The sequence below is a fragment of the Pseudomonas farsensis genome (genome assembly GCF_014268805.2).
Taxonomy (GTDB): domain Bacteria; phylum Pseudomonadota; class Gammaproteobacteria; order Pseudomonadales; family Pseudomonadaceae; genus Aquipseudomonas; species Aquipseudomonas farsensis.
The window spans coordinates 2,062,644-2,087,791 of the sequence record NZ_JABWRF020000001.1; the positions used below are offsets into that span (position 1 = coordinate 2,062,644).

At 62.2% G+C, this 25,148-nt stretch carries 23 protein-coding genes and 1 pseudogene; 7 read left to right on the forward strand and 17 right to left on the reverse strand.

All coding sequences use genetic code 11. The annotated features are described in order from the left end of the window. Positions 1–462 precede the first annotated feature (462 nt). Positions 463–1,761 (reverse strand): ATP-binding protein, encoded by a 1,299-nt coding sequence (locus tag HU719_RS09355; RefSeq protein WP_186537436.1) that lies wholly within the window; start codon positions 1,759–1,761, stop codon positions 463–465. Positions 1,762–1,767: 6 nt separating this feature from the next. Next, positions 1,768–2,469, reverse strand: a complete 702-nt coding sequence (locus HU719_RS09360) for a response regulator (RefSeq protein ID WP_186537437.1) — start codon at positions 2,467–2,469, stop codon at positions 1,768–1,770. A gap of 156 nt (positions 2,470–2,625) precedes the next feature. Here HU719_RS09360 and HU719_RS09365 point away from each other — a divergent pair, with 156 nt between their 5' ends. From HU719_RS09365 to mobA, 3 genes are all read left to right on the forward strand, one after another. Then, positions 2,626–3,795: an efflux RND transporter periplasmic adaptor subunit gene (locus tag HU719_RS09365; RefSeq protein ID WP_186537438.1), complete on the forward strand. Its 1,170-nt coding sequence runs from the start codon at positions 2,626–2,628 to the stop codon at positions 3,793–3,795. 11 nt (positions 3,796–3,806) lie between these two features. Beyond that, on the forward strand, positions 3,807–6,929 hold the full coding sequence (locus HU719_RS09370; protein ID WP_186537439.1) for a multidrug efflux RND transporter permease subunit: 3,123 nt from the start codon (positions 3,807–3,809) through the stop codon (positions 6,927–6,929). A 61-nt stretch (positions 6,930–6,990) separates the two neighbouring features. Next, positions 6,991–7,566: a molybdenum cofactor guanylyltransferase MobA gene (mobA, locus tag HU719_RS09375; RefSeq protein ID WP_186537440.1), complete on the forward strand. Its 576-nt coding sequence runs from the start codon at positions 6,991–6,993 to the stop codon at positions 7,564–7,566. 462 nt (positions 7,567–8,028) lie between these two features. Here the strand turns inward: mobA and ku are convergent, their stop codons facing one another. The 7 genes and pseudogenes from ku to HU719_RS09410 form a co-directional block, all read right to left on the reverse strand. Further along, positions 8,029–8,868, reverse strand: a complete 840-nt coding sequence (ku, locus tag HU719_RS09380; protein ID WP_186536719.1) for a non-homologous end joining protein Ku — start codon at positions 8,866–8,868, stop codon at positions 8,029–8,031. Between the two features lie 101 nt (positions 8,869–8,969). Next, positions 8,970–9,875 (reverse strand): SDR family oxidoreductase, encoded by a 906-nt coding sequence (locus HU719_RS09385; protein ID WP_186522484.1) that lies wholly within the window; start codon positions 9,873–9,875, stop codon positions 8,970–8,972. A gap of 119 nt (positions 9,876–9,994) precedes the next feature. Beyond that, positions 9,995–10,894 (reverse strand): RHS repeat-associated core domain-containing protein, encoded by a 900-nt coding sequence (locus HU719_RS09390; RefSeq protein ID WP_186536718.1) that lies wholly within the window; start codon positions 10,892–10,894, stop codon positions 9,995–9,997. Positions 10,895–11,038: 144 nt separating this feature from the next. Beyond that, positions 11,039–11,992, reverse strand: coding sequence for a methyltransferase (locus tag HU719_RS09395; protein ID WP_186536717.1), 954 nt, complete (start codon positions 11,990–11,992; stop codon positions 11,039–11,041). Further along, the gene (locus HU719_RS09400; protein WP_186536716.1) at positions 11,992–13,308 is read right to left on the reverse strand and encodes an iron-containing redox enzyme family protein; all 1,317 of its coding nucleotides are present in this window, start codon (positions 13,306–13,308) and stop codon (positions 11,992–11,994) included. The genes HU719_RS09395 and HU719_RS09400 overlap by 1 nt, the downstream gene beginning before the upstream one ends. A 14-nt stretch (positions 13,309–13,322) precedes the next feature. Beyond that, positions 13,323–13,502, reverse strand: a complete 180-nt coding sequence (locus HU719_RS09405) for a hypothetical protein (RefSeq protein ID WP_186522480.1) — start codon at positions 13,500–13,502, stop codon at positions 13,323–13,325. A 51-nt stretch (positions 13,503–13,553) separates the two neighbouring features. Beyond that, positions 13,554–13,673 (reverse strand): annotated as a pseudogene (locus tag HU719_RS09410) (con-10 family general stress protein); the annotation flags it as partial. A 417-nt stretch (positions 13,674–14,090) separates the two neighbouring features. Here HU719_RS09410 and HU719_RS09415 point away from each other — a divergent pair. Beyond that, positions 14,091–16,538 (forward strand): hypothetical protein, encoded by a 2,448-nt coding sequence (locus HU719_RS09415; protein WP_186536715.1) that lies wholly within the window; start codon positions 14,091–14,093, stop codon positions 16,536–16,538. A gap of 57 nt (positions 16,539–16,595) precedes the next feature. Here HU719_RS09415 and ureG read toward each other — a convergent pair whose 3' ends face one another. The 8 genes from ureG to HU719_RS09455 form a co-directional block, all read right to left on the reverse strand. Continuing rightward, complete coding sequence (ureG, locus tag HU719_RS09420; protein WP_186536714.1) at positions 16,596–17,222, reverse strand: urease accessory protein UreG; 627 nt, start codon at positions 17,220–17,222, stop codon at positions 16,596–16,598. A gap of 11 nt (positions 17,223–17,233) precedes the next feature. Beyond that, complete coding sequence (locus tag HU719_RS09425; protein WP_186522476.1) at positions 17,234–17,908, reverse strand: urease accessory protein UreF; 675 nt, start codon at positions 17,906–17,908, stop codon at positions 17,234–17,236. Further along, positions 17,908–18,453, reverse strand: coding sequence for a HupE/UreJ family protein (locus HU719_RS09430; protein ID WP_186522475.1), 546 nt, complete (start codon positions 18,451–18,453; stop codon positions 17,908–17,910). Before HU719_RS09430 ends, HU719_RS09425 begins: the two co-directional genes overlap by 1 nt. A 17-nt stretch (positions 18,454–18,470) precedes the next feature. Then, on the reverse strand, positions 18,471–18,950 hold the full coding sequence (gene ureE, locus HU719_RS09435) for an urease accessory protein UreE (protein ID WP_186536713.1): 480 nt from the start codon (positions 18,948–18,950) through the stop codon (positions 18,471–18,473). A 187-nt stretch (positions 18,951–19,137) separates the two neighbouring features. After that, the gene (ureC, locus tag HU719_RS09440) at positions 19,138–20,841 is read right to left on the reverse strand and encodes an urease subunit alpha (protein WP_186536712.1); all 1,704 of its coding nucleotides are present in this window, start codon (positions 20,839–20,841) and stop codon (positions 19,138–19,140) included. Continuing rightward, the gene (locus HU719_RS09445) at positions 20,838–21,155 is read right to left on the reverse strand and encodes an urease subunit beta (RefSeq protein WP_186522487.1); all 318 of its coding nucleotides are present in this window, start codon (positions 21,153–21,155) and stop codon (positions 20,838–20,840) included. Before HU719_RS09445 ends, ureC begins: the two co-directional genes overlap by 4 nt. 10 nt (positions 21,156–21,165) lie before the next feature. Then, positions 21,166–21,468: an urease subunit gamma gene (locus HU719_RS09450; RefSeq protein WP_186522472.1), complete on the reverse strand. Its 303-nt coding sequence runs from the start codon at positions 21,466–21,468 to the stop codon at positions 21,166–21,168. A 10-nt stretch (positions 21,469–21,478) separates the two neighbouring features. Further along, entirely contained in the window at positions 21,479–22,312 is an 834-nt protein-coding gene (locus HU719_RS09455) for an urease accessory protein UreD (RefSeq protein ID WP_186536711.1), read from the reverse strand. Between the two features lie 275 nt (positions 22,313–22,587). On the opposite strand from HU719_RS09455, the gene HU719_RS09460 reads away from it, so the two are divergent. From HU719_RS09460 to HU719_RS09470, 3 genes are all read left to right on the forward strand, one after another. Further along, positions 22,588–22,941: a hypothetical protein gene (locus tag HU719_RS09460; RefSeq protein ID WP_186536723.1), complete on the forward strand. Its 354-nt coding sequence runs from the start codon at positions 22,588–22,590 to the stop codon at positions 22,939–22,941. 160 nt (positions 22,942–23,101) lie between these two features. After that, complete coding sequence (locus HU719_RS09465; protein ID WP_186536710.1) at positions 23,102–24,121, forward strand: branched-chain amino acid aminotransferase; 1,020 nt, start codon at positions 23,102–23,104, stop codon at positions 24,119–24,121. Positions 24,122–24,332: 211 nt separating this feature from the next. Further along, a complete protein-coding gene (locus tag HU719_RS09470; RefSeq protein ID WP_186522469.1) occupies positions 24,333–24,983 on the forward strand; it encodes a TIGR04211 family SH3 domain-containing protein in 651 nt (216 codons plus the stop codon). Positions 24,984–25,148 lie beyond the last annotated feature (165 nt).

Consider the following 25,148-nt stretch of genomic DNA (forward strand, 5'->3'; position numbering starts at 1 on the left):
AATGTTGGCGGCGTAGGTGTGCGGGAAGGTATTCATGGGCAAGGAACTTATCCCGTGCACTCAATGCACGTCAACAGGCTTTTTGCGGGATCGTGCGCTACCTCTGCACCGGCCTCATCGCAGGCTGTCGCCATAGAATCTTCCACAGAGGCCATGCGCAACCGCAACATTGCTGGTTGGACCCAATCCTATGGGAAATGATAGACAGTTGTGGCGAGCGGGCTTGTCCCGCGTTGGGCTGCGCAGCAGCCCTGAAAACCCAAGGGCTGCTGCGCAGCCCAACGCGGGCAAGCCCGCTCGCCACAAGGAGATATATCTGGCGGGAACAGGCTTGTACAAAACCATAGAATCTCCCACATGGACCGCCTCAGCCGCGATATCCGAGTCTGGCCCAGATCCCTGTGGGGGCTGGCGACAGCCCTGCGATGAGGCCAGCGCAGGTAAAACAGCCAGGTACTCCCGCTAACCGGCCGGCAGGCGGATGCTGAACTGCGCCCCGCCCAATACCGATTGCTCAACGCTCAGGCTGCCGCCCTGCCCTTCAATCGCCCTGCGGCTGATCGCAAGCCCCAGGCCGAAGCCACCGGTGCTGCGGTCCCGACTGCGGTCCAGACGGTAGAACGGCTGGAAAATACGCTCACGTTCCTCGACCGGAATACCAATGCCGTCATCCTCAACCGTCAACAGGCACCCGCCGTCCGCCTCAAGGCGCAGGCGTATCAGCAGGTGTTCATCGCAGTAGCGCATGGCATTGCGCACCAGGTTCTGTACCGCACGCGCCGTCAGGCGTGGGTCGAGCACAAAGCGTGGCAGCTCGGTCTCGCAGCACACCTGCCACTGGATACCGCGGCTGTCGAGTTCCTCGGCAAAGCCGCCAAGCACGCTGTCGACCAGCTCGAGCAGCGACACCTCGACCCGCTCGCAGGCCTGAGTGGCGCTTTCCAGGCGGCTATAGGACAGCAATTCAAGCACCAGCTCATCCAGCTCGCGCACATGGCCAACCAGCTCAAGCAAACGCTTGCGGCTTGCCGGTGGGACTTCGTCGAACAGCAGCACCAAGCCGAAATCCAGCCGCGTAAGCGGTGTACGCAGTTCATGGGACACCGCATTGAGCAGGTCGCGCTGCTGGTTGACGTGGCGCTCCAGGTCACCGGCCATGGTGTCGAACACCGCTGCCAGTTCACCGATGTTCGAGCGTGGCGAAATATGCGTGCGTTCAGCCATCTGGCCCTGGCCCAGGCGCCGTGCGGTTTCCCGAAGCCGTTCAAGGTCACGCCAGTGCGGCCACACCCACAGCAAAAGGCAGCCCAGTAGCGCAGCGCCGATCAGCACCGTCACGCCCCACGACAGCACGTTGATGTCCAGCGGGTCTGGCGGTGAGCGCAGCAGCACCAGCCAGTCCTTGTCCAGCGGCGCCAGCACAGTCTCGTAATACCCCCAGTCGGCGATGCGCACGGCGTGCTGGCCATGTTCCAGGCGCGCGCGCTCGGCGTCGCTGATAGCCGTGCCCTGCATCGGCAACAGTTCGACTTCAAGTGGCGCGAAGGTTGCCGCCAGATCGTGCTGCACAGCCGGCCACTGTTCGCGCCGCACCTGCTGGAACTGGCGCACGATCAGCGTCTGCACACCTTTGGTCTGTGCCAGGTTGTAGTTCATGAAGCGCTCGTGGAAGGAGCCGACGATCGCACCGGGGATCAGCAGCAAGGCGCCTGCGTACGCGACGATGATCAGCAGGTACAGGCGCACCAGGATCTTCAGCATGGCCTGTCAGTACTCCCACTCGACGCGGCTGAACAGGTAGCCCTTGCCCCACACGGTCTTGATCTTGCGTGCCTCGCCGGCGCTGTCGTCGAACTTGCGTCGCAGCTTGGAAATCGCCACGTCCACCGACCGGTCGGTGCCGTTGAACTCGATGCCACGCAGTTGCTGCAGGATGCGGTCGCGGCTGAGCACCTCGCCGGCGTTGCGCGCCAGCACCACCAGCAGGTTGTATTCACCACTGGACAACTCGACCTCGTCGCCGCGCCAACTGACTACCCTTTCGGCGAGGTCGATGCGCAGGCCACCGATCAGGATCTGGTCGTGCTCAAGACGCGGCTCGTTGATGCTGCTGCGGCGCAGCAGCGTGCGCACCCGTGCCAGCAGCACCCGCGGCTCACAGGGCTTGGTGACATAGTCGTCGGCGCCCATCTCCAGCCCCAGCACCTGGTCGTGGCTGTCGTCACGGGCGGTCAGCATGAGGATCGGCAGGCTTTGCGATTCCTGGCGCAACAAACGGCACACCTGCAGGCCGTCGAGGCCCGGCAGCATCAGGTCGAGAATCACCAGGTCCGGCTTGTGCCGATGGGCGGCCTCCAGCACCTGATCGCCGCGTGCGATCACCTGGACGTTGAAATCGTTGCGCTGCAGGTAACTGGCAATCAGTTCGGACAACGCGTTGTCGTCTTCGACCAGAAGAATGTTCGGCATAGGGAATCAGGCATCAGGAAAGAATGGGCAGGATATCGAATCCCACACCCGCAACAGCTTCTTCTTAACACTTTTTCACACACGTCCTACAGGGATTAACAGCAACCGAAGGCAACAGTGCCTTAGGATACGCTCGATCAAACTTGGAAGATCCGTATGTCCACTTTCCGTGCCGGGCGTCTGCGCCCCGTGGCGCTGCTCGCGCTGCTCACCCTCGCCCTTGCCGGTTGCAATGACGCCGCTGACCAGGGCCCACAGCCACCCAAGCCGAAGGTGCGGGTCGAAACCCTCGCCGAGCAACCAGTGGCGATCAGCACCGAACTGAGTGGCCGCCTGCTCGCACCGCGTACTGCCGAGGTGCGGGCGCGGGTGGCGGGCGTGGTGCTCAAGCGCATGTACCGTGAGGGTAGCGACGTCAAACAAGGCGATGTGCTGTTTCTGATCGACCCGGCACCGTTCAAGGCCGACCTCGACAGTGCCCGGGCCGCATTGGCCAAGGCCGAGGCCACCCGCTACCAGACACGCCTGCAAGCGCAGCGCTACGGCCAACTGGTCGATGAGAAGGCCGTCAGCCGCCAGGAATACGACAACGCTCGCGCAGCGTTCCTGCAGGCGGATGCGGCCGTGGCAGAAGCCAAGGCCGCACTGGAGCGGGCACGCCTGAACCTGGGCTACGCCACCGTTACGGCGCCGATTGCCGGGCGCATTGGCCGGGCCTTGGTGACCGAAGGCGCGCTGGTGGGCCAGAACGAGACCACGCCGCTTGCGACCATCCAGCAACTCAACCCGATCCACGCCGATGTCAGCCAGTCGACCCGTGAGCTCAACGCGCTGCGCCGCGCCTTGCGTGCAGGCGAGCTGCAGCAGGCGGGACGCGACGAGGTGCATGCCACGCTGATCCAGGACGACGGCAGCGCGTATCCGCTGGCGGGCAAGTTGCTGTTCTCTGACATCAGTGTCGACCCCAGCACCAACCAGATCACCCTGCGCAGCGAGTTCCCCAACCCCGACCTCGACCTGCTGCCGGGCAGCTACGTGCGCGTGCGCCTGGCCCAGGCCGTGCAGCCCAAAGGCTTGAGCGTGCCACAACGGGCAATCACGCGTGACAGCGCCGGGGTGCCAAAGGTGCTGGTGGTCGATGCGCAGATGCGCGTCAGCGAGCGCCCGGTGCAACTGGGCAACGCCCTGGGCGACCGCTGGGTCGTCAGCGCCGGGCTCAACCCCGGCGAGCGCGTGGTGGTCGAGGGCTTGCAGCACGTCAAGGCCGGTGACCTGGTAAACGTCGACGAACAACCGGGCGCCAGTGTCGCCCAGCACGGCCAATGAGGGCCTGAACCATGCCGCAATTCTTCATCGAACGCCCGGTATTCGCCTGGGTGGTCGCGTTGTTCATCCTGCTGCTCGGCGGCCTGGCCATCCCGCAATTGCCGGTTGCGCAGTACCCTGACGTGGCACCGCCACAGGTGGAAGTCTATGCGGTGTACCCGGGAGCCTCGGCGGCGACTCTGGACGAAAGCGTGGTCAGCGTCATCGAGCAGGAGCTCAACGGCGCCGATAACCTGCTGTACTTCGAATCGCAAAGCAGCCTGGGCAGTGCCACCATCACCGCAAGCTTCCAGCCCGGCACCAACCCGGACCTGGCTCAGGTCGATGTGCAGAACCGCCTGAAGGTGATCGAGTCGCGCCTGCCGCGCGCAGTCACACAACAAGGGCTACAGGTAGAAAAGGTTTCCACCGGTTTCCTGCTGCTGGCTACCCTTACCTCCGAAGATGGCAACCTGGACGAAATTGCACTGTCCGACATTCTGGCGCGCAACGTGATGAACGAGGTGCGCCGCGTCAAGGGCGTCGGCAAGGCCCAGCTGTATGGCTCCGAGCGGGCCATGCGCATCTGGGTCGACCCGGCCAAACTGGTCGGCTACAACCTCACCCCCAACGATGTTTCAGCGGCCATCGCCGCGCAGAACGCTCAGGTGGCGCCAGGCAGCATCGGCGACCTGCCGGCGCGCCCGACCCAGGAAATCACCGCCAATGTGGTCGTGCGTGGCCAGTTGAGCACCCCAGAAGAGTTCGCCGCCATCGTGCTGCGGGCCAATGCCGATGGCTCCAGCGTGACAGTCGGCGATGTTGCCCGCGTTGAAATTGGCGCCCAGGACTACCAGTACGGCACCCGCCTCAATGGCAAGGCTACCAGTGCCTTCAGCGTCAAGCTGTCGCCCGGCGCCAACGCCATGGAAACCGCAGCACTGGTCAAGGCCAAGCTCAACGAGCTGTCGCGCTACTTCCCGCAGGGCGTGCGCATAGACATCCCTTACGACACCTCGCCGTTCGTCAAGGTGTCGATCCAGCAAGTGATCAGCACCTTGGCCGAGGCCATGGTGCTAGTGTTCGCGGTGATGTTCCTGTTCCTGCAGAATCTGCGCTATACGCTGATCCCAACCCTGGTGGTGCCGGTGGCGCTGATGGGCACCTTTGCGGTGATGAACCTGCTGGGTTTCTCGATCAACGTGCTGACGCTGTTCGGCATGGTGCTGGCCATCGGCATTCTGGTGGACGACGCCATCGTGGTGGTGGAAAACGTCGAGCGGATCATGGCCGAGGAAGGCCTGGAGCCAAAAGCCGCTACGCGCAAGGCCATGGGCCAGATCAGTGGCGCGATCATCGGCATCACCCTGGTGCTGGTGGCGGTGTTCTTGCCGATGGCGTTCATGAAAGGCTCGGTGGGGGTCATCTACAAGCAGTTCTCGGTGTCGATGGCCGTGTCTATCCTGTTCTCGGCCTTCCTGGCCCTGAGCCTAACCCCGGCGCTGTGCGCCACCCTGCTCAAACCGCTGGCCAAGGGCGAGCACCATCAGCGTAAAGGCTTCTTCGGCTGGTTCAACCGGCGCTTCGAGCACATGAGCGATGGTTACCAGCGCTGGGTCAGCCATGCGCTGGCCCGCAGCGGCCGCTACCTGTTGGTGTACGCCGCACTGCTGGGCGTGCTGGGCTATGGGTTCAGCCAACTGCCAACGGCGTTCCTGCCCACCGAGGACCAGGGCTACACCATCACCGACATCCAACTGCCGCCCGGCGCCAGCCAGGCACGCACCATCGAGGTGGCGCGCCAGATCGAGGCACACAACACCGGGGAGCCGGGGGTCGCCAATACCACGTTGATCCTTGGCTTCAGCTTCTCGGGCAGCGGGCAGAACGCCGCGCTGGCCTTCACCACGCTGAAGGACTGGGCCGAGCGCAACGCCGATAACAGCGCGCAGTCCATTGCCGACCGGGCCAACATGGCGTTTTCCGGGCTCAAGGACGCCATTGCCTTCGCAGTGTTGCCCCCGCCGGTTGACGGCCTGGGTGAGTCGACAGGCTTCGAGTTCCGTCTGCAGGACCGCGGCGGCATGGGCTACAGCGAGTTGATGCAGGCCCGTGACCAACTGTTGGCCCAGGCGGCCAGCAGCAAAGTGCTGGTCAACGTGCGCGAGGCCTCTCTGGCCGAGAGCCCGCAAGTAGTGCTTGAGGTTGACCGGCGGCAAGCCAATGCCTTGGGCGTGTCGTTCGCCGATATCGGCGCGGTGCTCGACACCGCAGTAGGCTCCAACTACGTCAACGACTTCCCCAACCAGGGGCGCATGCAGCGGGTGGTGGTGCAGGCCGACGGCGACAACCGCAGCCAGGTCGAAGACTTGCTGAAAATCCACGTGCGCAACGCCAGCGGCAAGATGGTGCCACTGGGTGCATTCGTCAGCGCCCGCTGGCAATCGGGGCCGGTGCAGTTGACCCGCTACAACGGCTACCCGGCGGTGTCGATTTCTGGCGAACCGGCGCCGGGGTACAGTTCAGGGCAAGCCATGGCTGAAATCGAACGACTGGTCGCCGAGTTGCCGGCAGGTACCGGCCTTGAATGGACGGGCCTGTCACTGCAGGAGCGCCTGTCGGGCAGCCAAGCCCCGCTGCTGATGGCGCTGTCGCTGCTGGTGGTGTTCCTGTGCCTGGCGGCGCTGTACGAAAGCTGGTCGATCCCGACCGCGGTACTGCTGGTGGTGCCGCTTGGGGTATTGGGTGCGGTGCTGGCGGTGACGCTGCGCGGCCTGCCCAACGATGTATTCTTCAAGGTCGGTTTGATCACCCTGATCGGCCTGTCGGCGAAGAACGCCATCTTGATCATCGAATTCGCCAAGGGCCTGGTCGACCAAGGCATGGATGCCACAGAAGCGGCCATCCAGGCTGCACGGCTGCGCCTGCGGCCCATTGTGATGACCTCGCTTGCGTTCATTCTCGGTGTCGTCCCGCTGGCCATTGCCAGTGGCGCCAGCTCCGCCAGCCAGCAGGCCATTGGCACCGGCGTGATCGGCGGCATGCTCAGCGCCACGTTTGCGGTGGTGTTCGTTCCGGTATTCTTCGTGGTGGTGATGAAGCTCGCCGGGCGCCGGCAAGCTGGGCAGCCACAGCAGGTGCGCGACGACGCCTGACTGGACAGCCAAGGCATTGAATGAGAGGGTTCCCGGCACACCCTGCCCGGAGCCCTTTTTGATGCCTGCCCCCCTGCCCCCCTGCTCTATCCTGATCCTCGCCGGTGGCCGTGGCCAGCGCATGGGCGGGCGCGACAAGGGCTTGCTGGCCTGGCATGACGAGCCGCTAGTGGCTCATGTGCAGCGCGCGGTCCGCGAGTTGTCCGATGACGTGGTGATTTCCTGCAACCGTAACCAGGCCGACTACGCCGTGTACGCTGACCAATTGGTGGGCGATGCCGAGGCCGGGTTTCCGGGCCCGCTCGCGGGGGTAATTGCAGGCCTCAAGGCTGCCCGGCATGAATGGGTGGTGCTGCTGGCATGCGATGCGCCGCTGGTTGATCAGGCGCTGGTGCAGGCGCTCCGGCACGTGGCTTGTGAACATGGCAGTGCTGCGATGGTACGCCAGTGCGGCTACTGGCAGCCGATGTTCAGCGTGCTGCCACGGCGCATGCTGCCTGCGCTGGAGCAGGCCTGGGTGGCGGGCGAGCGGAGTTTGCAGAAGGCTCTGCGGGTAGCGCCGGTGCAGGCGTTGGAATGTACGCCGGAAGATATGCGGTTGGCCAACTTCAACAGCCCGGAGTTGCTGGAGGATTGAGCAACGTTAGGGCAGGCTCTTAAGCGCTTTGGGGAATATCGATACACCGTTGGGCTTGATCGGAATGCCGAACCACCGCGATAGCGGCAGATCAGACAACGCCACTCGGCGCGCTGGCCATCGCGGGGCAAGCCCGCCACGCGGGCCGTGCTCAACCGCAACATTGCTGGTTGGACCCAATCCTGTGAAAAATGATAGAGAGCCGTGGCGAGCGGGCTTGTCCCGCGTTGGGCTGCGCAGCAGCCCTGAAAACCCAAGGGGCTGCTGCGCAGCCCAACGCGGGACAAGCCCGCTCGCCACAAGGGAGCTCGCCACAAGGAGATATGTCTGGTGGGAACAGGCTTGTACAAAACTATAGAATCTCCCACGCTGCCCAGTTCTCTGCGCGACAGCTCAGCCAGGAAGGGCTGGGTGACCCCACACAGAGTATGAGGGTGGGCGTTTTCTGCGCCACTCGGGGCCTCACGACGCTTTGCGCGGGCGCTTGGCGGTTTTTTTGTCTTTGGGCGTTTTGCCGCCGCCCAGGCTGCGCTTGAGCAGTTCGGTAAGGTCGAGAATATCCGCACTCTTGCCGCCCTCTGCAGCCTTGCCCTGCTCCACCGTGGCGATCTTGCCTTTGCTGGCTTTTTCTTCCACTAGGTCCATGATCGTCTGGCGGAACGCATCGTGGTAGTCGTCCGGCGCCCACGGCCCGCTCATGTCCTCGACCAGGCGCTTGGCCATGTCCAGTTCACGCTTGTCGACCTTGGCCTCACGCACGCTTTTGTCCAGCTCAAGGCTTTCCACGTCGCGCACCTCGTCAGGCCAGCGCAGGGTAATCAATACCAGTGCGTCATCCAAAGAGCGCACCAGGGCAAGGTGCTGGCGGGTGTGCAGCACCACTGTGGCGAGGGCCACTTTGCCGGTTTTCTCCAGGGTTTCACGCAGCAGCGCATAGACCTTGCCGCCGCGCTTGTCGGGGCTTAGGTAATACGGGGTATCGAAGTGCTGCAGCGGTATCTCGTTCGCCTTGATGAACGAGAAGATATCGATGGTTTGCGTGGCCTCCGGCCGCGCCTTGCGGATCTCATCCTCGCTGATCACCACATAACGGCCCTTCTCGAACTCCACACCTTTGACGATGTTGTCCTTGTCGATGTCCTTGCCGGTGACTTTGTTTATGCGCTTGTAGCCCACCGGTTCCATACTGCGCTTGTCGAGCCAGTCGAAATCGATGCGTTCGCTACTCACCGCAGTGTTGAGCGACACGGGGATGTGCACCAGGCCAAAGCTGATCGCACCTTTCCAGATAGCCCGGGCCATGGCCGGCTCCTCCAAGGTTTGGTTATCCGTTACGCTGCGCAGCCGAAAGCTCGCTTGTTACAGTCGACTGCGCCGGGCACGAAAGGTTTGCTCTAGATGCGTTACGGCAACGGGTTGCCGCCGGTTACGCCGAACACCTCACCGGTGATGTAGCTCGACTCCTGGCTGGCCAGCAGCACGTACAACGGTGCGCATTCTGCCGGTTGGCCAGGGCGTTTCATCGGCGTTTGCGAACCGAACTCCGGGATTTTCTCCGGCGGCTGGCCGCCACTTGGCTGCAATACAGTCCAGATCGGCCCCGGCGCCACCGCATTGACCCGGATACCGCGCTCGATCACCTGTTTGGCCAAGGCCTTGGTGAAAGCGACGATGGCAGCCTTGGTGGTGGCGTAATCGAGCAAGGTCGCCGAGGGCTGATACGACTGGATAGACGCGGTATTGATGATGGTCGCACCCGCCGGCATCAACGGCACCGCGGCCTGGCACAGCCAGAACAGCGCATACACGTTGGTCTTCATGGTGTCGTCGAACTGCGCGTGGGTGATCTGGCTGATGTCCTTGCGCGCCTCCTGCTTGCCAGCGACGTTGACCAGGATATCCAGACCACCGAGCTGCTCGTGGGCCTGATCGACCAGCTGGCTGCAGAAACGCGGGTCTTTCAGGTCACCGGGGATAGCCACCGCCTTGCGGCCCTCGGCCTCGATCAACGCCACCACTTCGCGGGCGTCTTTTTCTTCGGTGGGCAGGTAGTTGAGGGCGATATCGGCGCCTTCACGGGCGAAAGCGATGGCCGCAGCGCGGCCGATACCGGAGTCGGCGCCGGTAATCAGCGCCCGGCGCCCGGCCAGGCGGCCGAAGCCTTTGTAGGTGTCTTCACCGTGGTCGGGTTTCGGCTCCATGAGCGCGTCCAAACCCGGTGCCGCCTGGCCTTGGGCTGGAAATGGCGGGTGCGGATATTGGGTCAGCGGGTTTTGCAGGGTGAATTGGTCTTGAGGTTTACTCGGCATGGGATGCTCCTCGGTCGAAATGGCTGACTGGCCTAGGATGGCGCATACAGGTTTCGAATGAGGAGCTGAGGGAATGGTTTGGTTGGGTCGTGATCAAGCCGATGAAAGGTAGCGGACGTTCATGAACCCTTACGCACGCGCAACGCCTCTATTTGCGATAACTTGGTGTAGATATCAATAACGACATCTGCGGACGCCCGTCTTTCAGAAGGTAATTTCCCATAAGAGGCAAGCTGATAATCTGTGAATGTCTTCCAGAACGCGTCGCGTTTATAAGCCTCCACTTGGGCTTGACCCTCTATCGAATTAGCAGAGTTTGGCACTGACTCGCCGGAATGACGGCTTGCGCCCACGCTTTTGAGATTGTGTCGTGGCCGCCTCGACCCACGGATGCCAGGGAACAGTTTTCCAGCGATTAAAGCGTCAAGCGTTTCGACTGTGAGGCGATTATTATCCAGGTCAAACGCAGGAAGCATGGCATCTGGTCGGTTGCTGGCCACACGTTGTTTCAAGGAGGGAATAGCTGAGGCGCGACCAACTGTGGGGCTTAAACGGAGCGGCCCGTAAGTGGGCCGGAAAGCTCTGACCACGTGGCCCGTGGAGTCGCTGTAGTTCACTGGATCGCCGGCGCAGAAGCCATAGCAATTCACTCCTCCTTCCATGAACGGGCTCAGCGTGTCACGCGAGAGAAAACGCATTAGCCGCGGGCTGTAGACACGATACCCCTGCCCCAAGCAATACCCACTCAGCTGAGCATCCCACCGCTCGCCTTTAAACCTCGTACAGGAGAGGTAGCCAGGTTGTTTGCGCTCTTGCCCATAGGGGCCGTATCGAAATACAGCGTGGGTGAGTGCCGAATACGCGAACAATGCACTTTGGGCTTCGTCGCAAGCCAACAACATCGCCTGCGCCCCATCGCATTGCGCCAGCGTTATCAACTGATGACGCACCAGCCTGCGGGGCCGATCAGTGATGACAGCACTTAACTGCGCCTGTTGGTAGAAAAACCTCTCGTCCATGACAGTCGCTCCCAAGATTTTGGAAAAGCATCACCCTCAAACTGAAATCGAACAACTGCCGCTTATATCAGGTGGTGCCAGCAAACCCCACTCGACCACAGCGCTAAAGGCCACGCATTCCTCTGGATGGCAAAACCGCAGGCATCAGCCGTTGCGTGTGACTCTCAGCTCAACCACCGCAATACGCTCGACGTTCTGGTAACCCACTTCAAGCAACTGTTCGCCGAATACATCCGGGTCAATTTCCTTGTAGCTCCAGCTCAGTTCAGGCCCCGCTAGGCGCAGACGGACCGCTTCGAGCAAGGCATCACGCCCCTCGACAATCGCAACCCCGGTGTACAACAGCAAGGTACCGCCTGGCGCCAGGCGTTCACGGGCCTGCTCGACAATACGCAGCGACAGCTCGGCACCCAGGCTGCCGCCGCCATGGCGATATACACGCTCACCGGCATCAAGCATGTAGGGCGGGTTGGCGACGATCAGGTCAAAGCGGCCGCTCAAGCCGTCCAGCAAGTCGCTTGGCTCGATCGACAGGTTGGTAACGCCAGCCAAAGCGGCGTTGATGGCTGTGTAGCGTAGCGCTTGCGGGTTGATGTCCACCGCGCTGACCTGCGCGTGCGGTGCGGCGCGGGCGATGATCAGGGCGCCGATTCCACTGCCGCAACCGATGTCCACTGCGTGCTGAACCCGCTTGGGGCTGTGTTGCAGGTAGTCCTGGATTACCCGGGCAAAGCGATAGCTGTCGGGGCCGAAAAATACCGCGTCGCTGCTGTCCGTGGGCCACGCGGAATGCACCAGCAACAGGTCGTCCAGACTGGACCACCTTACGTTGCTGCGCAGGCGTTCGCCTTGGCTGACCAACACCTCGGCAGCTTCCAGCTGTTGCAGCTCATCGGGGCTCAGTAGCGAGGGCGCAAACGGGCGGCTCCAGCCAAACACATCGCGCAGGTTGCGCGCGCGCTGTGCCTCGGGCCGGGCGTTAACGTGGCTATGGGTGGCTGGGGTGACGCAAGTAAAGCGGTAGCCGTCGGCGCGCAGGCGGCGGCCAAGCTGCAGCAATGCTTCGTCGGCGCGGGCCTGTTGGTTTTCGAGCTGCATCAGCGAGGCCCTCCTTGGGCAAGGCCTGTGGCGCGTACGTATGCACGGGTGGCGCGCAGGCCATCGGGTTCGGCATGTCGGTTACCGGCCATGGCGGATATAAGGCGCCCGACATCAAGCAGCGGCTGCGCTTGTGCATCGGACTGGGGCTCGAAGGCCAGCTGGTTTTCCCATTGCCCTGGCTGCACACGGCGGATTCGCGCGCCCTGCCAATCGCCTGCAATCCAATCGTGCCAAAGCTGTTTCTCGTAGGCGCTGAACACCCCGTACATCGCTGCAGCCGGGCCTTCGATCAGTGCCCAGAAGCGGCTTTGCTGAGGGTCGGTATTGCGCTGTATCCAACCCTGCGCTTGCAACGCCTGGACAAACTCACCCATGCCACCGGGTTCTGCCAGCCATTGGTTGATGGTGCGGCCTTGCAGACGGCAGCGGTCGGCATGCATGAAGCGGCCAAACACGCGCTTGGCTTCCAGGCTGGCCAGCAACTCCGATTCAAGATCAAAGTCTGCAATCAGCGACGGGGTGTCGACACCAAGATCGTTAAGCCGGTAGCCATTACGTACCCGCCGGTAGAAATCCTCACCATCGCGCAACTGAACAAAGGCTTCCAGCGAACGCCTTGCATGGCCGCTGGCGGCGTTGTCGATGGTCACATGCAGCTGGAAGTAATGGGCATCGATACCAAGCTCGGCGAGTTCATAGGTGGTGATCAACAGGTGCAACGGCGGCTGCTCGTAGCCCAGGTTGTAGCCGATTACCTCCGGCAGCAAATCATCACCCGCCTGTCCGAGCGCCAGCTGTACCGCGCCTTGCAGGTAGCGTTCATCGCAAAGCGGCACAGGTTGCAGGCACCCCAGGCGGCTAAGCAGGCGCTGGTAGATCAGTACATGGTTGCAGCGGGGGTCGCCGTCGCCAAGTTCTTCAAGATAGGTGCGGATCAGGCCGTGGTAGCGCGGGTCGTGCCAGTGGCGCAACGTGCCGTGCAGCCAGGCGCCATCGACCGCTTTGGTCGGTGCCACTTGCTGCACGAACCACAATGCTTGGGCGCGGGTGGCGAAATAGCGGCGTGGCGAGCCCTGGCGGCGCTGCTCCAGGTACACCGCGTAAGCGTCAGCCACGGCGTCGGCGTGCTGGGCAGCCCAACGCGGCAATTGCGAAGGATCATCAGGCAGATCGTCGCTCAACTGCTCTGCGTGGCGTAGTTGTTCAGCCAGCCAAGCGCGAGAATCCACGCTGCGCCCCTCAAGCAGCGCTTGATAGCGCAACTGCAGGCTACTACCGGCATGGGCTTGGCTCTTATGGGAAATCAAGGTCATACCTGGCCCCTTGCTCATGGATTCTGCGGTTTTGTTTCCGGTGTGGGCTGAGTGGTGGGGGTGTCGGGCTTTTGCATCTGCAGCGACGGTTTGCTCTGGTCAGCGTCCTCGGCCGGGTGGTCGGTGTCGCGGTCGAAACAGCCACCAAGCAGGGTGATGCTGGCCAACAGGCAAAGTACGGGGGTAATGCGCATAGCAGTATCTCCTGTGCAATGCCGGGCGAACCCGGCACTGCATGGCCTCACTTACGAGCGGCCGCCCTTGCGGCCGGACTCGGTGGATGGACGCTGGTTGCCGCCGGAGCTTTGCCCGCCTTTGCGGCCGGCTTCGGACGCTTTTTCGCGGTCGTTGGCGAAGTTACCAGGGTTTTTCGAAGTGCCCTGGTTGCCCGTGCCGCTGTTCTCTTTGTTGGCCATGGTCTTCAACCTCGAGTGGCTAAGGATGTGCACGGCTGCATGCCGTACATGAGTTGGGAGGCCCTCCCGAGCCGCGGATTCGATTTATTGCTCAGTGGTCGGACCAGCGGCGCTAAACAAGCAGCGAGGGTATATCTGGTGCGCTAAAAGGTCCGGGGCGGCAGCAGCGCAAGAGCAGTGTGCACAGCACTCGACAGCACCGCACCTGATAATTCTGCTAGTTGTCAATGTTGTGGGGCTACTGGAGGATTTGATCAGGCATTGTTTGGCTCCATGAGCGGGCCTTATCCCAACCTGCACTCAGCAAGGTCGTCGAAGACCTGGATGCCGGGTGCTTAAAGTCCGAATATATTGAGGAACACCGCCATGGCAAGACCCAGCATGCAACAGTATCTGCAGTATCTCAAGGGTGGCCCACGGATGATGGGCTGGGGCGCTTTGTTGATTTATGACCGCGCCAAGACAAACCAGTTGCTGGCCCAAGAGTATATCGAGCACCTGAACGGCTCCGATTATTTCCCGCCGTTCAGCAGCACTGAAGAAACGGGCGGGTCCACCAAGGTCGTGATGAACAACTTCAAGTTCGACGCCCCGGTGCTGTCATTCATCAACTCGAATATTTCGCACTCTCGTGCACGATTGGCCATGAAAATCATTCATGGCGAGTACATCACCCTCAATAAGCCGCTTGGGGGCACGGACCATTCGATTGTCAGCATCGCGACCATCAATGCTCTCAATGCGCCGTCGTTGCATATGGACATCGACCTGTTCGCTACCGATAAAGGCAATATCATCGACGACGAAGGTCAAGTAGCGTTGGACTTGTCCGACGGAGAAAATCACAACTTCAGCTTGTCCAGCTCCGAACACAGCAATCGGGTACTGGGCATTGCAATCAAGAAGCACTTCGACAGCTGGGACGACGAAAGCAAGCGCTTCGTGATCAACCGTATCGTCAGGGGGGATGGCGACCTGAAACCCACCTCCTTCGCAATACGCACACATTCCCTGGCCAACTCTGGAGTGGTGAGGTCGACAGAGGAAGACGATAAAGACGAGGGCGCGGTTATCGTCGGGGTTGCAATGAATAACGAACCCAACGGTGGCTTCCCGGTACGGGACACCGACTTACCTTACTTACTGCCTGATGACTACGCAAGGCCGTTTGGCATGAATATCTTAGTGGCCAACCACATTTGGTTCTTTGTGATCACGATGGCCGCCCGGCGAACCTTTGACCACGACAGGATCGAATACACCTTACACAAGAACAGCAAAGGATTCCTAGACGGCATTGACCTCCATTCTGCGCACACAGATGTTTTTGATAAATGGACCCAATATAACCCGCGCGAGGCTCACTTCGGCTCAACAGTCGGAGGGCTGGTTGGCGTCATATTTTGGGTATACCAGATTTATCGCGATCGCAATTCACTGGACTTTAGCGGACTGAAAATCCGGTTCAGCGATGGCAAGGCGATTATAAGCTGGGTCGGCGAACATGTTTTGCGGCTTCTCATGGATGTCGAGTGGGCCAAGACCAACAAACGCACCATTGAGGTCACCAACTTGAACTGCAGCTGGGAGCTTGAGGCCGTCTATGAACTGAATACAACCGAGTCCGGCCCGGATATCGGGAGGGTACGTTACCAGGAGATCAGCATTACACGGAGTTTTGAAATGGAGGATAATTGGTACGGGGGTTTCAATAAAGCACACAGCGTATACCGCGATTGGTTCACAAAAGACGTCATTTACAGAATGTTCAACATCTTATGCCATGACTTGACTGTTGAATCAGCGAAAATTGATGCGCTATTTTTAAACAACCTATTGTTCAAAAATAAATATGTGGCCATGCCCAGTGTGGCGAAGGCGCCGGGCGATATGAGTCTACTGGGAGATCTATCGCTGGCTAATCTGTCTCTCGCCATCCTCCCCGTAAAATCAGTGATCAGTGCAAACTCCACATTGCAATTCACACTCCAATCCGCGCAAACCGGTGCGACGTGGTCTCTCGAGCTGCTGCCCGGCGAGAACGGAGAAAAGGGAAGCATCAGCTCAACTGGCCTGTACCGCGCGCCGAGCCCCAGCACCGTGCCCCCTCAAGGCCGTCGCGTCAAAGTAGTCGCCCGCAAAGACAATTTCGTGGCTCATGCGCTCATCTACCTCGTTCAAAGCGACGTCTCGGTCTACCCCTCCCTGCAAGTCGCCCAACATAGCCACATACGCTATTTGCTGGTAGGCGGTAGCGGTGACGGCACGCCACTTAAATGGGGCGTCACGCCGACCAGCCTTGGCTCGGTACGCGGCGTGACGGGTCAAGACCGCGAGGACATGGACATCCCTGATCACCAAGATGTCCAGATATACGTGAGCCCCCCAGTTCCCACCGCTCGTCCAGACGACTGGCGTGCAGCGGTGCAACGGGACCAGGTCACAGTCACGGGGGCATCGGGTACGCCTACCCTCATCGACATCCTTATTCCGTGGAGCAATCCTGCCTCCTGGTTCGAGACGAAACGCACGGGCCAAACCATCAGTCTGACGACGTGGACTCAAACGTTCAACGGGCCCATTGCGCTGCAACCTGACATAATGGACTGGTACTTGGTTAAAGGCACTGGCGAACTGAAAGACGGGGTTTACACGCTTGGGGATATTGACGAGCGTTACGCAATCATTGTCGCCATCGAAAAGGACACGAACTTCTTTAATTACGCGTATGTCGTACTGCCCTTCGCGTTGATCGACTTGAAAACGCTTGAGATGATCGACACACCGGAAGGCGCCGATCACGCTACTGAGTAGCCCTGGGATTGCGCTTGTGCGCAAACCCGGGTGCCGCCTACGGGGTGCTCGGCAGCGTCAGGCGCCGCGCACCCCGAGCATGCCGCGCTCGACAATAAAGTCGATGACCGCCTGCAGGCCGTCGCCCTTCTTCAGGTTGCTGAAGGTCCAAGGGCGCTGGGGGCGCATGCGGTTGGTGTCGCTCTCCATCACCGCCAACGAGGCGCCGACGTAAGGCGCCAGGTCGGTTTTGTTGATGACCAGAAAATCCGACTTGGTAATGCCGGGCCCACCCTTGCGGGGGATTTTTTCGCCTTCGGCGACGTCGATCACGTAGATGGTCAGGTCAGCCAACTCCGGGCTGAAAGTCGCGCTGAGGTTATCGCCGCCGCTTTCAACGAAGATCACCTCCAGGTTGCCAAACTTGCGCGCCAGCGCTTCGACGGCGGCGAGGTTCATCGAGGCATCTTCACGGATGGCGGTATGCGGGCAGCCGCCGGTTTCGACCCCGACAATGCGCTCGGGCTCAAGGGCGCCGGCCTCGGTGAGGATGCGCTGGTCTTCCTTGGTATAGATGTCATTAGTCACTACCGCGATCTGGTAGTGGTCACGCATGGCCTTGCACAGGCATTCGAGCAGCGCAGTCTTGCCGGACCCGACTGGGCCGCCGACACCGACACGCAGGGGTTGCTGGTAGTTTTCCATCTAGGCAGTCCTCAAGAGCGGAACAAACGGGTGTATTGGGTTTCGTGGCGCGATGACGCGATGGCCAGCAGTGGCAGGCCGCCACCCAGTTGGTCATCATCCAGCGCCAACGCGTTATCGAGCACCGCGGGCAACTCCTGGCTGAGGTCGCGCAGCAATGTTTGCGCCGCTTGCTGGCCAAACGGCACCAGCTTGACCCCGGCCATCACCGCGCCCTCCAGCCAGGCAAAGCCATGGCCGAGGGCAAGCTTGCGCAGCGGGATGGCCCATTGCGCGCCAAGCCAGGCCATGCCGCCGAGTTGGCTCATTTCAAGGCTTGCACGCCAGGCCGCGGCCTGGCCCAGTTGCCAGCCATCGAGCAGGCGCGCAAAGGCGCTGCCGCGCTGTTGCTCTTCAAGGCGAAGCTCGGCGGTTTCGCGGTTGGCCAGCAAGAACCGCGACCAACGGCTAAACGCCTCGGCATCCTCGTCGAGGCTGGCTTGATACAGGCGGGCCAGCAGCGGCCAGTCGAGACAGCCAAGGGTGTCGTGCAACTGTTCGCGCTGCCAGGCGGCGAATTCGGCGGCCGTGCTCACCCAGCCCGCCTCCACCGCCCACTCCAGGCCCTGCGAGTAGGTGAAGCCGCCCACTGGCAAGCCGGGGCTGGCCAGTTGCAGCAACCTTAGCAACGCCAGGTCGCTGTTCATCAGCCGGCCATTACCAGCGCGGCCGCTGCCAGCAGGCCGCCACCGAAGGCTTTTTGAAGCCCAGCGTGGCGGCGCAGGCCGCAACCTACGGCAAAGCCCGCTGCCAGCAGCAAACCACTGACCACAACGAAGCCTGCACTGAACTGCCAGAACGCGCTTGGCGTCGCTTCTACGCCATGGGCCCAGCCGTGGAACAGGGCAAACACCGGCATGATCAGCGCCAGCAACAGTTGGCGGCTGGGCAGCAGCACCGCGGCACCGGCTACCAGCAGCGAGCCGATGATCATCTGCTCCATGCCGATGACATCGCCGAACAAATGGCCGCACACGGCACCGCCAAACATCGCCGCCAGGGTTGCCAGCGGCAAGGCCAAGGTGCGACCGGTCAGGGCCGCCAGCACACCCGTGCCCAGCAGCATCAGCAAGTGATCAAGGCCGGTCAACGGGTGCAGCAGGCCATCCTGCAAGGGGTTACTGTCGTGGCCAGGGTGAGCGAAGGCTGGCACAGCGACCAGCAATAACAACAGGGCAAAGGCTTTTCTCATGGTTGTCTCCAGGCAGATCAAAAATGGCTTTGCAGGCGCACGAACGGATGCTCGTGGCCATGGCTGTGGGGCGCGCTCTGGTAGGCGCCGGCTTCAGGCTCGAACGGCGCCTGCTCGGCATCGACGTCAAGGCCCAGGCCGCGCAGCATGTCGTCGAGCACATGGTCGTGCTGATAGCGCAACAGGCCGGGGGCGATCTGCAGCGGCACGTGGCGGTTGCCCAGGTGATAGGCGGCGCGGGCCAACAAGTGCGGGTCGGCGCAGCGCACCGTAGACACCGCCTCCGCTGCTGCCAGCACGCGGATCACCTGCTGGCCCTCGGCGTCGCCCAGCAGTTCGCCGCCGCGTAGCAGATGGCCGCGCTCAAGCATCAGCCCGGCTTCACGGCCATCGTCCAAGGTGACGCGCAGGCGGCTTTTGATGCGGCTGTCGACTGTCAGCGTGACGCTGCCGGTCACGGCTGCGGCCTCGCTGAGCCTGCGGTTGAGTACGATCATGGTTCACTCCTTTCAAACAAATCGGTGACTGCCCCCGTGGGAGATCCCATGGTTGAGTGCAAACCTGTTCCGGCCTCATCGCAGGCTGGCGCCAGCTCCCACAGGTGCTGTTCCAGAAACGGCTATCGAAGCTGACGCGGTCCCTGTGGGAGCTGGCGCCAGCCTGCGATGAGGCCAATACAGGCATTCAAAACAGGAAATACCGCTGTGCCAGTGGCAGCTCGGTGGCCGGTTCGCACACCAGCAACTCACCGTCGGCGCGCACCTGGTAGGTTTGCGAGTCGACCTCGATCACCGGTTGCAAGGTGTTGTGGACCATGTCCGCCTTGCGCACGCTGCGACAGCCATGGGCCACGCCGATCAGGCTCTGCAGGTTGAGTTCTGCCGGCAGGCCACGGTCCAGCGCTGCCTGCGGCAGGAAGGTCATGCGCGTGGCGTGGCGCGCGGCACCCAGGGCGCCGAACATTGGCCGGTAGTGCACGGGTTGGGGCGTCGGGATAGAGCCGTTGATGTCGCCCATGGGCGCGGTGACGATCATCCCGCCTTTGATCACCAAGGCAGGCTTGACCGCAAAGAACGCTGGCGCCCACAGCACCAGGTCCGCCAGCTTGCCGACCGCCACCGAACCGACTTCATGGGCAATGCCATGGGTCAGCGCCGGGTTGATGGTGTACTTGGCGATGTAGCGCTTGACGCGCGAGTTGTCGCTGTAGTCGGTGTCTGGCGCCAGCGGGCCGCGGCGCACCTTCATCTGGTGGGCTACCTGCCAGGTGCGCAGCACCACCTCACCGACCCGGCCCATGGCCTGGGAGTCGGACGAGGTCATGGCGAAAGCGCCCATGTCGTGCAGGATGTCTTCAGCGGCGATGGTCTCGCGGCGGATACGCGACTCGGCGAAGGCCACATCCTCGGCAATGCTGGGGTCCAGGTGGTGGCACACCATCAGCATGTCCAGGTGCTCATCGACGGTGTTGACCGTGTAGGGCAGCGTCGGGTTGGTCGATGATGGCAGCACGTTGGCCTGCCCTGCTGCGCGAATGATGTCCGGGGCATGCCCGCCGCCTGCGCCTTCGGTGTGGAAGGTGTGGATGGTGCGGTCACCAATGGCCGCCAAGGTGTCCTCGATGCAGCCCGACTCGTTCAGCGTGTCGGTATGAATCGCTACCTGGATGTCCATTTCTTCGGCAACGCCCAGGCAGCAATCGATGGCGGCTGGCGTCGAGCCCCAGTCTTCGTGCAGCTTCAGGCCCACCGCGCCTGCGGCGATCTGCTCGCGCAGCGCCTCGGGCCGCGAAGCGTTGCCCTTGCCCAGCAGGCCGATATTGATCGGCAGGCTGTCGGCGGCCTGGAGCATGCGCGCCAGGTACCACGGGCCGGGCGTGCAAGTGGTGGCATTGGTGCCGGTGGCAGGCCCGGTGCCGCCGCCGATGAAGGTGGTAACGCCGCTGGTCAGCGCTTCTTCGACCTGTTGCGGGCAAATGAAGTGGATGTGCGAGTCGATGCCACCTGCGGTGACGATCTTGCCCTCGGCAGCGATCACCTCGGTACCCGGCCCTACCGGCACCGTCACCCCCGGCTGCACATCGGGGTTGCCGGCTTTGCCGATAGCCCTGATGCGCCCGTGCTTGATGCCGATGTCGGCCTTGACGATGCCCCAGTGGTCGATAATCAGCGCGTTGGTCAGCACCAGATCCATGGCTTGGGCAGCGAGCATCTGGCCCTGGCCCATGCCATCGCGGATCACCTTGCCGCCGCCGAACTTGACCTCTTCGCCGTAGGTGGTGAAGTCCTTCTCGACCTCCACCCACAGCGCGGTGTCGGCCAGGCGCACACGGTCACCGACGGTGGGGCCGAACATATCGGCATAGGCGCGGCGTGAAATACGGCTCATGCCAGGCCCTCCAGTGCACCCATCACCTTGCCCTGAAAGCCGTACACTTCCCGCTTGCCGGCGTAGGCCACAAGCTGCACCGTGCGCGCCTGGCCCGGCTCGAAACGCACCGCCGTACCGGCTGGGATGTCCAGACGAAAGCCCAAGGTTGGGGCGCGCTCGAAGACCAGCGCGTCGTTGACTTCAAAGAAGTGATAGTGCGAACCGACCTGCACCGGGCGGTCGCCATGGTTGGCCACGCTGACGCTGACCGTGGCGCGGCCGACGTTGAGTTCGATGTCGCCAGCGGCGACCTGGATTTCTCCGGGGATCATGGGCAGCACCTCAGACAATTGGGTCATGCACGGTCACAAGCTTGGTGCCGTCGGGGAATGTGGCTTCGACCTGGACGTCGTGGAGCATCTCCGGTACGCCGTCCATCACCTGGCCGCGCACCAGTACTTCGCGGCCCAGGCTCATCAGCTCGGCTACGGTTCGGCCGTCACGGGCACCTTCCATTACGGCGGCGCTGATCAACGCCACCGCTTCCGGGTAGTTGAGCTTCAGGCCACGGGCCAAGCGCCGTTCGGCCAGCAGTGCGGCGGTAAACAGCAGCAGTTTGTCTTTCTCTCTCGGGGTCAACTCCATGATGGCTCTCTCAAGTGGCCCAGATGCGCGGCGGGCACGGCGCCAGGCCAAGAACGGCCGGGCGCAGCAGGTGCCAGAGGCGCTGCAGGTTGTGTTGCAGATGTTGGTTGTCGTGGTCGAGCAGGCGAATGACCAGCAATGAACCGAGCAGCGTGGCGCCAGCGGGGGTCGGCAGCGGCTCCAGCAGCTCGCGCACCTGCTCCAGTACCTGTTGGTCGGCGGGCGCGGCGCAGAACGTCGCCAACAACGGATGGCCGCCAACTTTGGCCAACTGCCCGCCTTCGATGCGCAGGCGCTCGTGCAGGCCGGGGTCGCCGGGCAGTTCGATGCGCAGGCGGCTGTCCAGCGCGCCCCGCTCGAAACGCTCGTTCATCACCGGGCGGCCCAGGCACAGGGTTTCCCAGGCCAGCAAACGGGCCCCGGGAGCCAGGGTGAAGCAACTGTCGAGGCTGGCACGGGCGCCGTTGAAGAAAATGCTGTCCTGCGGCAACCATTCAAGGGTGCTGCCTGCTGCCAGATGAAAATGCTGGGTCAGTTGCGCGGTGGGGCCAATGCTGCGGTAGAACTTGCTGGCACCGGGCATGGTCAGCAGCGTATGGCTGCCGGCTTCAAGGTGGATATCCAGCTCAAGTCGGTCGCCGGCAACGATGCCACCGGGTGGGTGCAGAATGTACACATGGCACGGCGAACCCTCGGGGTAGAAGGGTCGCTGCACCAAAAGGGGTCCGTAGTGGCGCCGCGCACCAAGTCGGGTCACGCCATCGCGCAGCACAAACTGCAGGTGCAGGTGCGCGCTCCAGCCCGCCTGCTGGCCCTGTGCCCCGATCTGCTCTGGCAATGACATCGCTTACCCCTGTAAACCCTGGCCGGTGCACCATGGCGTGGTGCGATGGGCACCGAGCCAAGGCATCTGCCTGACCGTTCGATCAAAATTCATGAACAGGACGTTGCAGATTGCAGGCCAAGTTGTCGGATTTTCCTGAAGGATTATTCCTACAAAGGTGCACGACGCTGAATTGCGCCCCAAGGCGGGGCCGTCAGCGCTACACTGGCGCCCCCCTATAACGCAGCGTCGAGGCATCCCATGCAGCCACCCATACCTACACATGCAGGCGCCCGCTGATGGCCGGCAACAAGCGGGCGTTGGCGCGCCTTGAGCGTGAAATGGTGGCTTGCCTGACCGATGCCTGTGCCACCGCCCAGGCCGAGATCGTCGGCTTTGCCTGGCTCACCCATCAGGTCGACCTCGACGACTTCCCCGCCAGCCTGCGCATCACCTGGGTGTTCAGCGACGACACGGCCAAAGCCCAGGCGCTGGCCGGCGAAGCCCGCGAGCGCATGCTGGCGTTGACCGGCCAGGCGCTGCGCGATGCCGGCATCAACCTGGCCCATGCTGCCTGGCATGTGCGCTTCGACAGCGAAGAGGCCTGCTGGCGCGACCATGGCGGCGACTGGAATCGGCGCCTGCGCTAGGCCATGCGGCGCACGCCCGGCGCGCCAGAGGGCCGACCAGCCGGTGCTTGCGGCAGTTTCTGTGACTGGACGTTTCCGATCCGCACGGGATGTATTAAGGTGTCGGGGTGCGCATATAAAAGCAGCCCGCCGTGTTCGGGCGTTGAGCAATGAGGGTGTCATGAGCAACGAAAGCATTAATTGGGACAAGCTGGGTTTCGACTACATCAAGACCGACAAGCGCTACCTGTCCGTATGGCGCAATGGCGAGTGGGACAAAGGCACCCTGACCGACGACAATGTGCTGCACATCAGTGAGGGCTCCACTGCCCTGCACTATGGCCAGCAGTGCTTCGAAGGCCTCAAGGCCTATCGTTGCAAAGACGGCTCGATCAACCTGTTCCGCCCTGACCAGAACGCCGCGCGCATGCAACGCAGCTGCGCTCGCCTGCTGATGCCACATGTGCCGACCGAGGTGTTCATCGAGGCCTGCAAGCAAGTGGTCAAGGCCAACGAACGCTTCATCCCGCCGCATGGCAAAGGCGCCCTGTACCTGCGCCCGTTCGTGATCGGCACCGGTGACAACATCGGCGTGCGCACGGCCCCGGAATTCATCTTCTCGGTGTTCGCCATCCCGGTAGGTTCGTACTTCAAAGGTGGCATGAAACCGCACAACTTCCAGATTTCCAGCTTTGACCGCGCAGCCCCACAGGGTACCGGCGCAGCCAAAGTGGGTGGCAACTATGCAGCCAGCCTGCAGCCAGGCGCGGAGGCTAAAAAAGCCAACTTCGCCGATGCCATCTACCTGGACCCGCTGACCCACAGCAAGATCGAAGAAGTCGGTTCGGCCAACTTCTTCGGCATCACCGCCAACAACGAGTTCGTCACCCCGAAATCGGCATCGGTGCTGCCGGGGATCACTCGCCTGTCGCTGATGGAACTGGCGCAATCGCGCCTGGGCTTGAGCGTGATCGAAGGCGACGTGGAAATCAGCAAGCTCGACCGTTTCATCGAGGCTGGCGCCTGCGGCACTGCTGCGGTAATCACCCCGATTGGCGGCATCGAGTACAACGGCAAGCTGCACGTTTTCCATGACCTGGAAAAGGTCGGCCCGGTGACCCAGAAGCTCTACAACGAGCTGACCGGCATCCAGAGCGGTGACGTCGAAGCGCCTGCCGGCTGGATCGTCAAGGTCGCCTGAAGCAGCTGATAGTCGAACAACGGGGCAGGCCAGCAATGGCCTGCCCCGTTTTCGTTTATGCGTACATCCAGCAACACTCTGGGGGTATTTCCTACGCCAAGCAGTGAACCAGCCTACAAAAATGCGGTCTTTGGCTGACGGTCAATCCACCCGACCGGTTCGCCGGCCCATGCATCGGGCCTTCACTTGCCCCGTTTCAGCGAAGATCACCATGCCAGACAAGCAGCCTGCCTTCTCCCCCCTCCCCGCCCTGCGCGGCTCCCTGATTGCCGCCCTGATCGCCGTTACCGCCCCTGCCTATGCCGAGGACGCCCCCACCGACGCGCGCTGGGTCAGCGACAGCTTGAGCACCTATGTACGAAGTGGTCCTACAGATGGCCATCGGATTGTCGGCACACTGAAATCCGGGCAAAGGGTCAGCCTGGTGACGACCCAGGGTAACTACAGCCAGGTGCGCGGGCAGAGCGGTGATCTCGTGTGGATCCTCAACAGCGACTTGCAGGCTGTGCCTGGGCAGAACGAGCGGCTGCCGATGCTGGACCAGAAGGTGGCCGACCTGTCTGCGCAGCTCAAGACCATCGACGATGGCTGGAAGACCCGCGTGCAGGGCATGCAAGAGACGCTGGATTCGCGCAAAGCGCTGATCGACGAGCTTGAGACGCGTAACAAGGGCTTGAATGAGCAGCTGGAACAGGTGCAGTCGAACCTGCGCGACACCCAGGCGCGGCTGGGGGATGAGAACAAGCAGGTGATGATGCGCTATATGGTCTATGGCGGCAGCATTGCCGGGGCCGGCTTGTTGGCGGGCTTGATCCTGCCGGCGCTGAGCCGCGGGCGCAAGCGCAATGACCGGTGGTTTTGATGACATTTGATTAGGCCTGCCCAAGCCCCGGCTTCAGCGGGGTTGAGCTAGAGCGGGGGGGGCGGGGTTCTGTGCAAGCTTGTGGTGGCCTCATCGCAGGCTGGCGCCAGCTCCCACAGAGGCCATGTTCAACCGCAATATTGCTGGTTGGAGCCAATCCTGTGG

Coding starts and splice junctions, on each gene's coding strand:
- HU719_RS09430 (WP_186522475.1), bottom strand. CDS start 18,453: ATGAGAAAAGCCTTTGCCCTGTTGTTATTGCTGGTCGCTGTGCCAGCC.
- HU719_RS09395 (WP_186536717.1), bottom strand. CDS start 11,992: ATGCAGCTCGAAAACCAACAGGCCCGCGCCGACGAAGCATTGCTGCAG.
- HU719_RS09400 (WP_186536716.1), bottom strand. CDS start 13,308: ATGACCTTGATTTCCCATAAGAGCCAAGCCCATGCCGGTAGTAGCCTG.
- HU719_RS09385 (WP_186522484.1), bottom strand. CDS start 9,875: ATGCCGAGTAAACCTCAAGACCAATTCACCCTGCAAAACCCGCTGACC.
- ureC (WP_186536712.1), bottom strand. CDS start 20,841: ATGAGCCGTATTTCACGCCGCGCCTATGCCGATATGTTCGGCCCCACC.
- HU719_RS09405 (WP_186522480.1), bottom strand. CDS start 13,502: ATGCGCATTACCCCCGTACTTTGCCTGTTGGCCAGCATCACCCTGCTT.
- HU719_RS09445 (WP_186522487.1), bottom strand. CDS start 21,155: ATGATCCCCGGAGAAATCCAGGTCGCCGCTGGCGACATCGAACTCAAC.
- HU719_RS09360 (WP_186537437.1), bottom strand. CDS start 2,469: ATGCCGAACATTCTTCTGGTCGAAGACGACAACGCGTTGTCCGAACTG.
- ku (WP_186536719.1), bottom strand. CDS start 8,868: ATGGCCCGGGCTATCTGGAAAGGTGCGATCAGCTTTGGCCTGGTGCAC.
- HU719_RS09450 (WP_186522472.1), bottom strand. CDS start 21,468: ATGGAGTTGACCCCGAGAGAGAAAGACAAACTGCTGCTGTTTACCGCC.
- HU719_RS09470 (WP_186522469.1), top strand. CDS start 24,333: ATGCCAGACAAGCAGCCTGCCTTCTCCCCCCTCCCCGCCCTGCGCGGC.
- HU719_RS09415 (WP_186536715.1), top strand. CDS start 14,091: ATGGCAAGACCCAGCATGCAACAGTATCTGCAGTATCTCAAGGGTGGC.
- HU719_RS09370 (WP_186537439.1), top strand. CDS start 3,807: ATGCCGCAATTCTTCATCGAACGCCCGGTATTCGCCTGGGTGGTCGCG.
- ureE (WP_186536713.1), bottom strand. CDS start 18,950: ATGATCGTACTCAACCGCAGGCTCAGCGAGGCCGCAGCCGTGACCGGC.
- HU719_RS09390 (WP_186536718.1), bottom strand. CDS start 10,894: ATGGACGAGAGGTTTTTCTACCAACAGGCGCAGTTAAGTGCTGTCATC.
- HU719_RS09465 (WP_186536710.1), top strand. CDS start 23,102: ATGAGCAACGAAAGCATTAATTGGGACAAGCTGGGTTTCGACTACATC.
- mobA (WP_186537440.1), top strand. CDS start 6,991: ATGCCTGCCCCCCTGCCCCCCTGCTCTATCCTGATCCTCGCCGGTGGC.
- HU719_RS09455 (WP_186536711.1), bottom strand. CDS start 22,312: ATGTCATTGCCAGAGCAGATCGGGGCACAGGGCCAGCAGGCGGGCTGG.
- ureG (WP_186536714.1), bottom strand. CDS start 17,222: ATGGAAAACTACCAGCAACCCCTGCGTGTCGGTGTCGGCGGCCCAGTC.
- HU719_RS09425 (WP_186522476.1), bottom strand. CDS start 17,908: ATGAACAGCGACCTGGCGTTGCTAAGGTTGCTGCAACTGGCCAGCCCC.
- HU719_RS09365 (WP_186537438.1), top strand. CDS start 2,626: ATGTCCACTTTCCGTGCCGGGCGTCTGCGCCCCGTGGCGCTGCTCGCG.
- HU719_RS09355 (WP_186537436.1), bottom strand. CDS start 1,761: ATGCTGAAGATCCTGGTGCGCCTGTACCTGCTGATCATCGTCGCGTAC.